The organism is Pseudomonas sp. J380, assembly GCF_009827115.1.
Lineage (GTDB): Bacteria > Pseudomonadota > Gammaproteobacteria > Pseudomonadales > Pseudomonadaceae > Aquipseudomonas > Aquipseudomonas paracarnis.
Genome location: NZ_CP043060.1, coordinates 3,979,062 through 3,991,167, shown reverse-complemented (window position 1 = coordinate 3,991,167; position 12,106 = coordinate 3,979,062). Strand labels below are relative to the sequence as shown.

The 12,106-nt window shown below is 61.2% G+C and carries 14 protein-coding genes; 6 read left to right on the top strand and 8 right to left on the bottom strand.

Annotated features, from left to right (window positions below; translation table 11 throughout):
* Window positions 1–2: 2 nt before the first annotated feature.
* On the bottom strand, window positions 3–206 hold the full coding sequence (locus tag FXO12_RS17955) for a twin transmembrane helix small protein (RefSeq protein WP_003187345.1): 204 nt from the start codon (window positions 204–206) through the stop codon (window positions 3–5).
* A gap of 31 nt (window positions 207–237) precedes the next feature.
* On the opposite strand from FXO12_RS17955, the gene FXO12_RS17950 reads away from it, so the two are divergent.
* From FXO12_RS17950 to FXO12_RS17930, 5 genes are read left to right on the top strand one after another with little or no spacing between them, the layout of a single operon-like run.
* Window positions 238–1,002 carry an SURF1 family protein gene (locus FXO12_RS17950; protein ID WP_054897241.1) on the top strand — a complete coding sequence of 255 codons (765 nt, stop codon included), beginning with the start codon at window positions 238–240 and terminating at the stop codon, window positions 1,000–1,002.
* Window positions 968–1,552, top strand: a complete 585-nt coding sequence (locus FXO12_RS17945; protein ID WP_057975180.1) for a hypothetical protein — start codon at window positions 968–970, stop codon at window positions 1,550–1,552. Before FXO12_RS17950 ends, FXO12_RS17945 begins: the two co-directional genes overlap by 35 nt.
* A gap of 10 nt (window positions 1,553–1,562) precedes the next feature.
* A complete protein-coding gene (locus tag FXO12_RS17940; RefSeq protein ID WP_057975179.1) occupies window positions 1,563–2,642 on the top strand; it encodes a heme A synthase in 1,080 nt (359 codons plus the stop codon).
* The gene (cyoE, locus tag FXO12_RS17935) at window positions 2,630–3,529 is read left to right on the top strand and encodes a heme o synthase (RefSeq protein WP_034129227.1); all 900 of its coding nucleotides are present in this window, start codon (window positions 2,630–2,632) and stop codon (window positions 3,527–3,529) included. Before FXO12_RS17940 ends, cyoE begins: the two co-directional genes overlap by 13 nt.
* Window positions 3,526–4,161, top strand: coding sequence for an SCO family protein (locus tag FXO12_RS17930; RefSeq protein ID WP_034129228.1), 636 nt, complete (start codon window positions 3,526–3,528; stop codon window positions 4,159–4,161). The genes cyoE and FXO12_RS17930 overlap by 4 nt, the downstream gene beginning before the upstream one ends.
* A gap of 129 nt (window positions 4,162–4,290) precedes the next feature.
* On the opposite strand, the gene FXO12_RS17925 is transcribed toward FXO12_RS17930, so the two are convergent.
* From FXO12_RS17925 to FXO12_RS17915, 3 genes are read right to left on the bottom strand one after another with little or no spacing between them, the layout of a single operon-like run.
* Window positions 4,291–5,061, bottom strand: coding sequence for a MetQ/NlpA family ABC transporter substrate-binding protein (locus tag FXO12_RS17925; RefSeq protein ID WP_057975178.1), 771 nt, complete (start codon window positions 5,059–5,061; stop codon window positions 4,291–4,293).
* Window positions 5,062–5,112: 51 nt separating this feature from the next.
* Window positions 5,113–5,787: a methionine ABC transporter permease gene (locus tag FXO12_RS17920; protein WP_003187354.1), complete on the bottom strand. Its 675-nt coding sequence runs from the start codon at window positions 5,785–5,787 to the stop codon at window positions 5,113–5,115.
* Window positions 5,787–6,794 carry a methionine ABC transporter ATP-binding protein gene (locus FXO12_RS17915; RefSeq protein WP_034129230.1) on the bottom strand — a complete coding sequence of 336 codons (1,008 nt, stop codon included), beginning with the start codon at window positions 6,792–6,794 and terminating at the stop codon, window positions 5,787–5,789. The genes FXO12_RS17920 and FXO12_RS17915 overlap by 1 nt, the downstream gene beginning before the upstream one ends.
* A 265-nt stretch (window positions 6,795–7,059) precedes the next feature.
* Between FXO12_RS17915 and katE the strand changes: the two genes are divergently transcribed.
* Window positions 7,060–9,201, top strand: coding sequence for a catalase HPII (gene katE / locus FXO12_RS17910; RefSeq protein ID WP_054897236.1), 2,142 nt, complete (start codon window positions 7,060–7,062; stop codon window positions 9,199–9,201).
* Between the two features lie 86 nt (window positions 9,202–9,287).
* Here the strand turns inward: katE and FXO12_RS17905 are convergent, their stop codons facing one another.
* The 4 genes from FXO12_RS17905 to zur are packed head-to-tail and all read right to left on the bottom strand — an operon-like array spanning window position 9,288 to window position 12,078.
* Window positions 9,288–10,007 carry a PA5502 family lipoprotein gene (locus tag FXO12_RS17905; RefSeq protein WP_057975177.1) on the bottom strand — a complete coding sequence of 240 codons (720 nt, stop codon included), beginning with the start codon at window positions 10,005–10,007 and terminating at the stop codon, window positions 9,288–9,290.
* Between the two features lie 37 nt (window positions 10,008–10,044).
* Window positions 10,045–10,833 (bottom strand): zinc ABC transporter permease subunit ZnuB, encoded by a 789-nt coding sequence (znuB, locus tag FXO12_RS17900; RefSeq protein WP_034129232.1) that lies wholly within the window; start codon window positions 10,831–10,833, stop codon window positions 10,045–10,047.
* On the bottom strand, window positions 10,826–11,596 hold the full coding sequence (gene znuC, locus FXO12_RS17895) for a zinc ABC transporter ATP-binding protein ZnuC (protein WP_003187361.1): 771 nt from the start codon (window positions 11,594–11,596) through the stop codon (window positions 10,826–10,828). The genes znuB and znuC overlap by 8 nt, the downstream gene beginning before the upstream one ends.
* Complete coding sequence (gene zur, locus FXO12_RS17890; RefSeq protein WP_014716336.1) at window positions 11,596–12,078, bottom strand: zinc uptake transcriptional repressor Zur; 483 nt, start codon at window positions 12,076–12,078, stop codon at window positions 11,596–11,598. Before zur ends, znuC begins: the two co-directional genes overlap by 1 nt.
* Between the last annotated feature and the right edge of the window lie 28 nt (window positions 12,079–12,106).

Below are 12,106 nucleotides of genomic sequence, written 5' to 3'. Positions count from 1 at the left end.
GCTTACCACGGCGCATGAGAGACCAATTGGCCGCTGAAAAAGCCCCAGGCGATCAAGCCCACGGTGATCACGGCCAGCGTGACACGCACGGTCAAGGCAGTGACGAGGCGGTTGGAGTTGCCCTCGTCCTTGACCAAGAAGAACAAGCCACTGAACAGGCTCACGACGGTCGCGATCAGCATCAGGGCAATGGCGGCTTTGAGCATGGTCTGGCTCCGGGCTAATTGGGGAGGGGCGATGAGATCGAGTATAGCCAGTGCCATGCAACGCTTTCGTCCGGGCATCGCGCCGACGCTGGTGGTACTGGTGTTGCTGCCATTGATGGTGGGCCTGGGGTTTTGGCAATTGTCCCGCGGGCATGAAAAGCAACTGTTGGTAGACCGTTATGCCGAGCGCCGCGCCGCCGAGCCGGTCAGCAGTGCGCAGCTCAATGACATGGCTGATCCAGCCTTCCGTCGTGTTCACCTTCGCGGGCAACTGGATGGTGAACACAGCGTATTGCTGGATAACCGCATGCGTGACGGCAAGGCCGGTGTCGAGTTGCTGCAACCCTTTCATGACCAGGCCAGCGGCCTGTGGCTGTTGCTCAATCGCGGCTGGCTGCCCTGGCCGGACAGGCGTATCGCGCCCGCCTTTACTACTCCTGAACAGACGCTGAACCTCGACGCCTGGGTGTACGTCGCCCCCGGCGAGACCTTCCAACTGCATGCCGACCCGGCCAGCACGCAATGGCCGCGCCTGCTTACCGCACTGCACCCCGCCGCGCTGTGGGACGAACTGGGGCGCAGCGGTTTTGACTATGAACTGCGTGCCGAAGCGGGCCCCGGTACCTACGAAACCACCTGGCCCGTCGTCGCCATGGGCCCGGAAAAACACCTGGCCTACGCTGTGCAATGGTTCGCCATGGCCATGGCGTTGCTGGCGCTTTACCTCTACCTCGGATGGCATAACAAAAAGGAGAAGCCCCATGGGAGCGGCCATGAATCCACCCAGCACATCTGACACGCCTGATCGGCGCAAGGGGCGCTGGCAGCTGATTTTGATCTTGATGATGGTGATCGGCCCGATGGCGCTGGCCACCTTCATGTACAAATTGCAGTTCTGGGTGCCGGACAGCCGCAGCTATCACGGCGAACTGATCGGCAACGGCCAAACCCGCGCCGACATTGGCGTGCAGGCCGATGAACAGCGCTGGCAACTGCTGGTCACCGCTCCCGCCGCCTGTGCCGCTGATTGCCAGCAACTGGTGTACCTGGCGCGCCAGCTGCAGATCAGCCTTGGCCGGGATGCATCCCGTGCCAGCCATGCCCTGGCCGGCGCGCAACCGTTGAGCAGCGAATACGAGGCCAAGCTCAAGGCCGAATATCCACAGCTGCAGCGCTACCCGCTGGATGTGTCGACCTTTACCAGGAACGCTGCTGCGCCCGGCGATGCGCAACTGTGGATCGTCGACCCCCACGGCAATCTGGTGCTGCGCTACGACGCCAAGGTCAAGGGCAAGGACTTGCTCCACGACCTGCGCTTGCTGCTGAAACTGTCGAACATCGGATAAGGGCACCCTCATGGCCAAGCCTGGATTTCGCCTCGCGCTGTTTGCCACGCTTCTGGCGTTGTTTGTCGTGCTGCTCGGCGCCTATACCCGCCTGACTCACGCCGGTCTCGGCTGCCCGGACTGGCCGGGCTGCTATGGCTTTATCAGCGTGCCGCAAAGCGAAGCCCAACTGGCCCATGCCGAGTTGCACTTTCCCGACACGCCGGTGGAGGCCGACAAAGGCTGGGCAGAGATGACCCATCGCTACTTCGCGGGCAGCCTGGGCCTGTTGATCGCGCTGCTGGCGGCGCGTTCGTGGCGTCATCGACGTGATCCGGGCCAGCCCGTGAAGCTGCCGCTGTTCCTACTGGCGGTGGTGTTCGCCCAAGCGGCGTTTGGCATGTGGACCGTGACCTTGAAGCTCTGGCCGCAAGTGGTCACAGGGCACCTTTTGGGCGGCTTTGCGACCTTGAGCCTCCTGTTTCTGCTGACCCTGCGGCTGTCCGGCGTACTACCGGCGCTGGTCGTGCCCAAGCGCCTGCAATATTGGGCGACGGCGGGCCTGGTGCTGGTGATCGGGCAGATCGCCCTGGGCGGCTGGGTCAGTTCCAACTACGCAGCGGTGGCCTGTATCGATTTGCCCACCTGTCATGGCCAATGGTGGCCGACGGCAGACTTCGCCAATGGTTTTCACCTGACCCAGCACATCGGCCCCAATTATCTGGGGGGCCAGCTCGACAGCGAAGCGCGCACTGCCATCCACCTGACGCATCGCATCGGCGCCGTGCTGGTCACGCTCGTGCTGCTCGGTTTGGCCTGGCAACTGCGAGCAGTAGGGATGACGCGCCTGGCCGGCCTGCTGTTGATCGCCCTGGCTGCGCAGATCTGCCTGGGGGTGAGCAATGTGGCGTTCGGCCTGCCGCTGCCGGTGGCGGTCGCGCACAACGCTGGCGGGGCAACGTTGCTGATGACGCTGGTGCTGGTCAATTATCACGCGCGCACCAGCCTGGTTCGGGTGCGTCACCCGCGCCTGTTCGGCTGGCGTTTTATCCCGCGCAAACAGGTGTCGGGCCTTATCACCCTTAAAGGAGAACTGCCATGGCGACCGTGATCGGCGCACGTCGCGACCGGGCGATCTGGCGTGACTATCTGGAGCTGACCAAGCCCAAAGTAGTGGTGCTGATGCTGATTACTTCGCTGGTGGGCATGTTCCTCGCCACCCGCGCCGGGGTGCCCTGGACAGTGCTGGTGTTCGGCAACCTCGGCATTGCCTTGTGTGCAGGCGGCGCGGCGGCGGTCAATCATGTGGTCGATCGACGGATTGATGCCGTGATGGCGCGCACTCACAAGCGGCCGATGGCTGAGGGGCGTGTCTCGCCGATGGCGGCGTTAGCGTTTGCGTTGTTCCTGGCGATTGCAGGGTTGGCCCTGCTGCTGGCGTTCACCAACCCGCTGGCGGCGTGGCTGACCTTGGCTTCGCTGCTGGGTTATGCGGTGATCTATACCGGCTTTCTCAAGCGAGCGACGCCGCAGAATATTGTCATCGGCGGTCTGGCCGGTGCGGCGCCGCCGCTGCTGGGTTGGGTGGCTGTCACTGGGCATGTGAGTGCCGAGCCCTTGCTGCTGGTGCTGATCATCTTCGCCTGGACTCCGCCACACTTCTGGGCCCTGGCTATTCACCGCAAAGAGGAATACGCCATGGCCGACATCCCGATGCTGCCGGTCACCCATGGCGAGCACTACACCAAGGTGCATATCCTGCTATACACCTTCGCCCTGCTGGCGGTGAGCCTGATGCCCTACGTTATCCACATGAGCGGGCTGCTCTACTTGGGCTTTGCGCTGGTATTGGGTGCGCGCTTTCTGCAATGGGCCTGGGTGTTGTACCGTGGCAGCCAGCCGCACGCGGCGATCAACACGTTCAAGTACTCTATCTGGTACTTGCTGCTGCTGTTTATCGCCCTGCTCGTAGACCACTACTTATTGTTGAACCTATGACTCGAACTCAAAAAACCGTCTTCATCCTCGTGGCCCTGGTGGCGTTGATTATGGGCCTGACCGTCAACAAAGTGCTCTCGGGCAAAGGCCAGGGCGATCCCACTGCGCTGATCGACGCTGGCATCATTCTGCTGCCGCAAAGCCGCCAGTTGCCAGCGGTGGCCATGACCGACCAGGAAGGCCAGCCGGTGGTGGTCAATGAGTTGAAGGGCAAGTGGAGCCTGCTGTTTTTCGGTTACACCTTCTGCCCGGATATCTGCCCGACCACCCTCGCCCAGCTTCGCCAGATCAAGAGCGAACTGCCCAAAGAGGCTGTGGATAAGTTGCAGGTGATCCTGGTGAGCGTCGATCCGAACCGCGATACCCCGGCGCAGCTCAAGCAGTACCTGGGTTACTTCGACCCACAGTTCCAAGGCCTGACTGGCGCGAATGTGGAGGATGTACAGAAGGTTTCGAATGCGGTGAGCATTCCCTTCATTCCGGCGGATACCAGCAAGCCGAACTACACCGTCGACCACAGCGGTAACCTGGCACTGATCGGCCCGGATGGTACTCAGCGTGGGTTTATTCGTGCGCCATTGAACAACCAGAAGCTGGTGGCGCAGTTGCCGGGGTTGCTTCAGCGCAAGTGAGCACCTGATGATCGTTCCAACGCTCTGCGTGGGAATGCAGTTAGGGACGCTCTGCGTCCCCAAGCGTGACGCAGAGCGTCACAAGAGGCGTTCCCACGCGGAGCGTGGGAACGATCAGATCAGGAGAAATCAGAACGCCGGTTTGATCGCGCCTTTGTACTTCTCTTCGATGAATTTCTTCACTTCAGGCGTGTGCAGAGCTGCGACCAGCTTCTTCACCGCGTCCGCATCCTTGTTGTCTTCGCGGGTTACCAGGATGTTCACGTAAGGCGAATCGCTGCCTTCGATCACCAGGGCATCCTTGGATGGGTCCAGCTTGGCTTCCAGGGCGTAGTTGGTGTTGATCAGCGCCAGATCGACCTGGGTCAGCACGCGCGGCAAGGTGGCGGCTTCCAGTTCGCGGAATTTCAGGTTTTTATCGTTGCCGGTGATGTCCTTGATGGTCGACAGGATGTTGGTCGGGTCCTTCAGGATGATCAGGCCGTTCTTGGCCAGCAGCAACAGCGCACGGCCGCCGTTGGTGGCGTCGTTCGGGATCACCACGTTGGCGCCGTCAGGCAGGTCGGCCAGTTTTTTGTACTTGCTGGAGTAAGCGCCCAGAGGTTCCAGGTGCACAGCGCCGACGCTCACTAGGTGAGTGCCTTTGGCTTTGTTGAATTCATCCAGGTACGGCTGGTGCTGGAAGAAGTTGGCATCCAGGCGCTTTTCAGCCACCTGTACGTTCGGCTGCACATAGTCGGTGAAGACTTTGACCTTCAGGTCCACGCCTTCTTTGGCCAGGGCAGGCTTCACGAATTCGAGGATTTCGGCGTGAGGCACCGGCGAAGCAGCGACCGTAATAGTCTCGGCGTGGGCGGAAAACGCAGCCACGGCGGCGAAAGCAACCAGTAGTTTTTTCATCCAGCAAGCTCCTTGTTCGGGCATCTGCCGGCTGCACGCCGGCAATGGCCGTTATTTACGAGAAAAATGCACCACCAGCCGGTCGCCGACGGTTTGCAGAATTTGCACCAGGATCAACAGCATCACCACAGTGACCACCATCACATCGGTCTGGAAGCGCTGGTAGCCAAAACGGATTGCCAGGTCGCCCAGGCCGCCAGCACCGACCACACCAGCCATCGCGGTGTAGGAAACCAGTGTAATCGCCGTCACCGTAATCGCCGCGAAGATGCCAGGGCGGGCCTCGGGCAATAGGGCATTGGTGATGATCTGGCGGGTGGTGGCGCCCATGGCCTGGGTGGCTTCGATGATGCCACGGTCCACTTCGCGCAGGGCGGTTTCCACCAGGCGAGCAAAGAATGGCGTGGCACCGACGACCAGTGGTGGGATCGCGCCGGCGACACCCAGCGACGTGCCGGTGATCAGTACCGTGAACGGAATCATCACGATCAACAGAATGATGAACGGCAGCGAGCGCAAGATATTCACGATCAGCGACAACAGCGCGTACAGGCCTTTTTGTTCGAACAGCTGGCGCGGGCTGGTCAGGAACAACAGCACGCCCAGAGGCAGGCCCAGCAGCACGGTGAAGAACAGCGAGCCGAACAGCATGGTCATAGTGTCGCCGGTGGCGAGCCAGATTTCAGACCAGTCGATATTGGCGAAGAAACTCAGGAAAACGTCCATCAGCGCAGGACCTCCATGTGAACGTCGGCGGCGGTGAAGCGTGCGAACGCGGCTTCCATGTCACCGCCGGTGACGGCGAGGGTCAGTTGCCCGTAAGGGATGTCTTTGATGCGGTCGATACGACCGGCAAGAATGCTGTAGTCCACACCGGTTTCCCGTGCGACGGTACCCAGCAGTGGCGCGTAGGTCGCGTCCCCTTGGAACGTCAGGCGCACGATACGGCCTGGCACATGGGCAAAGTCGTCGCGCTGCTCGCCTTCGTCCACCTGTTCGGCTTCTTGTACGAAGCGCTTGGTGGTCGGGTGCTTGGGGTGCAGGAACACGTCGGCCACCGAGCCTTGCTCGACGATTACCCCGGCGTCCATGACGGCGACCTGGTCGCATACGCGGCGGATCACGTCCATTTCATGGGTGATCAACACGATGGTCAGGTTCAACTCGCGGTTGATCTCGGCCAGCAGTTGCAGGACCGACGCCGTGGTTTGCGGGTCGAGGGCGCTGGTGGCTTCGTCACAAAGCAGGATTTTTGGCTTGGTCGCCAGGGCTCGGGCGATGCCGACGCGCTGTTTCTGGCCGCCGGACAACTGCGCCGGGTACTTCTTGGCGTGGTCCGACAAGCCGACGCGGGCGAGCAGCTCAGCCACACGCTGGTCGATTTCCTTGCGCGACAGTTCACCGGCGAGCGTCAGCGGCAGCGCGACGTTGTCGGCCACGGTCTTGGACGCCAGCAAGTTGAAGTGCTGGAAGATCATCCCGACCTGCTGGCGAAAGCGCCGCAGGCCGTTGGCGTCCAGCGCAGTGACTTCTTCGCCATCCACCTTGATCTGGCCGCCACTGGGCTCTTCCAGACGGTTGATCAGGCGCAACAGGGTGCTTTTACCGGCACCCGAATGGCCAATCAGGCCAAACACCTGGCCGTTCTCGACGCGCAGGCTGGTGGGGTGCAGGGCGGGGATATCCTTACCGGCGACGCGGTAGGTTTTATGGACGTTTTGAAACTCGATCACGTAGCGAACCTTGTGGGGCGCATTGAAAAGGGATCAGCGGTTAGCCGGGCGCGCATTTTAGCCTGTCCGTATAGCGTTTCTTAGCATTTATTTCGTATTCATCCAGTCATTTGGCAATAACGCGATCAAAGGTCATAAAAAAGGAACGGTGCAAAACCAAGTCAGTCACTACTTAAGCAACTCGATTTCCCAGGTGCCGTGCCTGGGGTTTTGCTCAAACGAGCCGGGGACCGCTCTGGCCACTTTGAATAAGGAGTTTTGACTGATGAGTACCAAGAAGCCAGCCACCCCGCCGAAGAGTGAACTCGCGGGCACTGATACCCTGGACCGTGGCAACACCAACGCCAAGCTGCAGGCGTTGGAAGAATTCCGTTCCGACGCGACCGGCCAGGCCCTGCGCACCAACCAGGGCGTGAAGATTTCCGACAACCAAAACAGCCTGAAAGTCGGCGCCCGCGGCCCTTCGCTGCTGGAAGACTTCATCATGCGTGAAAAGATCACGCACTTTGACCATGAGCGTATCCCCGAGCGCATCGTGCATGCCCGTGGTACGGGGGCCCATGGCTATTTCCAGAGTTACGGCGACCATTCGGCGCTGACCAAGGCAGGTTTCCTGCGCACGCCTGAGCATAAAACCCCGGTGTTCGCACGTTTTTCCACGGTGCAGGGCCCGCGTGGTTCCGGCGACACCGTGCGTGACGTGCGCGGTTTTGCCGTGAAGTTCTTCACCGACGAAGGCAACTTCGACCTGGTGGGCAACAACATGCCGGTGTTCTTCATCCAGGATGCGATCAAATTTCCTGACTTCGTCCACGCGGTGAAACCCGAGCCTCATAACGAGATTCCTACCGGCGGTTCGGCCCACGATACGTTCTGGGACTTTGTTTCGCTGCAACCGGAATCCGCGCACATGGTGATCTGGGCCATGTCCGACCGCGCCATTCCAAAAAGCCTGCGCGCCATGCAGGGCTTTGGGGTACACACCTTCCGTTTGATCAATACCGAAGGTAAGTCCAGCTTCGTGAAGTTCCACTGGCGTCCAACAGTCGGCACCTGCTCGCTGGTATGGGATGAGGCGCAAAAGCTGGCCGGTAAAGATACGGACTACCACCGTCGTGACCTGTGGGAAGCGATTGAAAGCGGCGATTACCCTGAGTGGGAGCTGGGCGTACAGATCGTGGCCGAAGAAGACGAGCACAAGTTTGATTTCGACTTGCTCGACCCGACCAAGATCATTCCAGAAGAACTGGTACCGATCACGCCGCTGGGCAAAATGGTGCTCAACCGTAACCCGGACAACTTCTTCGCTGAAGTCGAGCAGGTTGCGTTCTGCCCGGGTCACATCGTGCCGGGCATCGACTTCACCAACGACCCATTGCTGCAGGGCCGTCTGTTTTCCTACACCGATACCCAGATCAGCCGACTGGGCGGGCCGAACTTTCATGAGATTCCAATCAACCGGCCTGTCGTGCCTTTTCATAACGGCCAGCGCGACGCTCAGCATCGCACCGTGATTGATAAGGGTCGTGCGTCCTACGAGCCAAACTCTATTGATGGTGGTTGGCCGAAAGAAACCCCTGCTGGTCCTACCGATGGTGGCTTTGAGTCCTACTACGAGCGCGTCGATGCCAACAAAGTACGTGAGCGCAGCGAATCCTTCGGTGACCATTTCTCCCAGGCGACGCTGTTCTACAACAGCATGAGCCACCACGAGAAAGAGCACATTATCGCGGCCTACAGTTTTGAGCTGGGCAAGGTGGAGCGCGAGTTCATCCGTGCGCGCCAGGTCAACGAGATCCTGGCCAATATCGACCTGGAGCTGGCCAAGCGCGTTGCGCAGAACCTGGGCTTGCCGGCGCCGACCAAGGGCACCGTGCCTGCCCGTGAAACGTCGTTGAAAGAATCGCCAGCCTTGAGCCAGGTGAACTTGCTGTCGGGCGATATCAAAACGCGCAAAGTGGCGATTCTGGCAGCCAACGGCGTTGATGGTGCGGCCATTGACGCGTTAAAAGCCGCGCTTGAAGCTGAAGGCGCCCATGCCAAGTTGCTGGGGCCTACTTCGGCGCCGGTGACCACCGCGCAGGGCAAGACGCTGCCGGTCGACGCCTCGATGGAAGGCATGCCGTCCATTGCCTTCGACGCAGTGTTTATCCCGGGTGGCAAAGAGTCCGTGAAGGCGCTGAGCGGTGATGGCGTGGCGTTGCATTACGTACTGGAAGCCTACAAACACCTGAAGGCGATTGCGGTAGCCAGCGATGTGAAGCCGTTGCTGGACCTGCTGAAACTGGAGGAGGATGCGGGGTTGATCGTGGGCGCGGATGCCAAGGCGTTCAAGGCCTTCTTTGCGGCGATTGCCCAGCATCGAGTGTGGGCGCGTGAGCCGAAATCCAAGGCGATTCCGGCTTAACTTATCGGTTGTTTGTTAGATCGTCATCGTAGGCAAGCCAGCTCTCACACTGTTCAAATGTGCGAGCTGGCTTGCCTGCGATGCTTTTAGTCCGCCTTGCGCGGAATCAGCACAACCTGCGCCGGAATTTGTTTCAGGATTTGCCGGTGAATCTTCAGGTCATACCCCGAATCAATCCGCTTGACCCGCTTGGTCAGTAACGTGGCCAGCCACGGGTAATCCTGGGTGCGTGGCACCTGGATGCTGACGTCGCACTGGTAATTCACCACATCGGTGGCGATGGCGTCCAACTGATGGCGCATGTCTTCAACATCCGCAAGGTTCAGCGCCACGGTGGTGCTCGGCGCTGCCGGGTCGATGACCTTGGCGGCAGGCTTGGCCTCAGCGGCTTTCAACGCAGCTTCTGCCTGGTCCAATTCGGCTTTGCGCGCATGGCTGATGGCGCTGTTGACGCCACCGGTCAGCGCAGGGGCCTTGGGCATCAAAGCGCGGGCACGGCTCAGGGCCGTGGCGGCCGCGTTGACGTCGCCTTTTTGCAGCACGATCTGGCTGCGCTGCAGGTAGGCTTCGGCCAATTGACGCTGGTAGGCCTCAAGTGCCGGGTCGTTGGGCGATTGGGCCTGCAATGCAGCCAGTTGGTCTTCGGCGGTGGCCAATTCGCTGCTGGCCAGGTTTTGTTCCAGCTGCGCGATGGCCGCAGCCCGCGGATCCGGAGCCTGGGGGGCAGCGGGCGGCGTACTTTGGCAGGCGCCCAGCAGCAGTGAAAATGCGGCAAGGAGCAGATAACGGGAGGTGAACGGCTTCATTCCTGCGACTCTCTATTTGCGCAAAAAGCGAGCAAGTCTACACCCCTCGACGGGGCAGGACAAAACTCAGCAGAAACAGGGCGGCCGCCGTAACCACAATCGACGGCCCGGCCGGTGTGTCCTTGAACCAGGACAGCGCCAGGCCACCACACACTGCAAGCATCCCCAGGAGGCTGGCGCCAATTGCCATCTGCTCCGGAGAGCGAGCGTGGCGCTGGGCAGCGGCGGCTGGAATGATCAGCAGCGACGTGATCAACAATACGCCGACAATCTTCATCGCGACAGCAATCACCACGGCGATGAGCAACATCAAGGCCATACGCAGGCCTGCGACGGGCAAGCCTTCTACCTTGGCCAGTTCTTCATGCACGGTGATCGCCAGCAACGGGCGCCACAGGGCCACCAGCAACACCAGCACCGCAGCGCTGCCGCCGAGGATCCAGGCCAGGTCGGTCGGGCTGATCGCCAGCAGGTCACCGAACAGGTAGGCCATCAGGTCGATGCGCACTTCATGCATGAAGCTCAGCACCACCAGGCCCAGGGACAAGGTGCTGGGTGCGAGGATGCCCAGCAGGGTGTCGGAGGCCAGTGGCTGGCGTTGCTGCAGGGTCACCAGCAGCACGGCTAGCAGCAGGCAGCCGACGGTTACGGCGATGGCCGGGCTTACATCCAGCAGAAAGCCCATGGCCACGCCCAGCAAGGCGGCATGGGACAAGGTGTCGCCGAAATAGGCCATGCGTCGCCAGACCACGAACGAGCCCAATGGGCCCGCCACCAGTGCCAAAGCCAAGCCTGCCAGCAGGGCGTAGAGCAGAAAATCAGCCATGCTTGCAGCTATCTCCATGAACGTGGGGGGTATCGACGACGGCGCCATGCAGGTCATGGGCGTGGTCATGGTGGTGATGGTAGATCGCCAGGCTCTGGGCGTTCTTGCCGAACAGCTCCACGAACGCCGGGTCGCCACTGACCTGTTCCGGGTGGCCGGAGCAGCACACGTGGCGGTTGAGACAGACCACTTGGTCGGTGGTGCTCATGACCAGGTGCAAGTCGTGGGAGACCATCAGTACGCCGCAACCATGGCGGTCGCGCAGGCGGGTGATCAGGCTGTACAGCTCGGCCTGGCCGGCGACATCGACGCCTTGCACGGGCTCATCGAGTACCAGCAGCTCGGGCTCGCGCAGCAAGGCGCGGGCCAGCAGCACGCGCTGCATTTCGCCACCGGAGATGCTTTGCACCGGGTTGTCGATGACGTGTTCGGCGCCGACTTCCTTAAGCGCGGCCTGGGCGCGGGCGCGGTCTACGCCAGGCACCAAGCGCAGGAAGCGCAATACGGAGAGCGGCAATGTCGGGTCCACATGCAGCTTTTGCGGCATATAGCCCACGCGCAGCTTGGGCTTGCGCCAAACCGTGCCGCTGTGGGGCTTGAGCAGCCCGAGCACGGCGCGCACCAAGGTGGTCTTGCCAGCGCCGTTGGGGCCGATCAGGGTGACGATTTGCCCCGGTTCCACGCTCAGTGCGATGTTCTCCAGCACGTTTTGCCCGGCGAACGTGACCCCGACCTGCTCCAGGCGGATTAACGCATTGCTCATCAAACCCCCTGGCAGCCTGCGCACAGGCCGACCACTTCGACCGTTTGCCCTTCGACCTTGAAGCCGACGTCGGCAGAGCTTTTGATAATGGCGTCGCTGATGCTTTTTTGTTCAAGCTCAATGGCGGCGTGGCACTCGCGGCAGATCAGGAACTGGCCCTGATGCGCGTGCTCCGGGTGGTTGCAGCCGACAAAGGCGTTAAGCGAGGCGATACGGTGCACCAGGCCGTTTTCCAGCAGGAAATCCAACGCACGGTAAACGGTGGGCGGCGCGGCGCGGCGGCCGTCCTGCTCGCTGAGGACGCCGAGAATGTCGTACGCGCCCAAAGGCTTGTGGCTCTGCCACACCAGCTCCAGCACCCGGCGACGCAAGGCGGTCAGGCGCAAGCCTTTCTTTGCGCACAGGGTGTCGGCCTCTGACAATGCGGTGTGCACGCAGTGAGAGTGGTCGTGGGGACGGCTGGCAAGCGGTGTTTTAGGCATGAGCGGCGACAGATATTTGATAGAGACG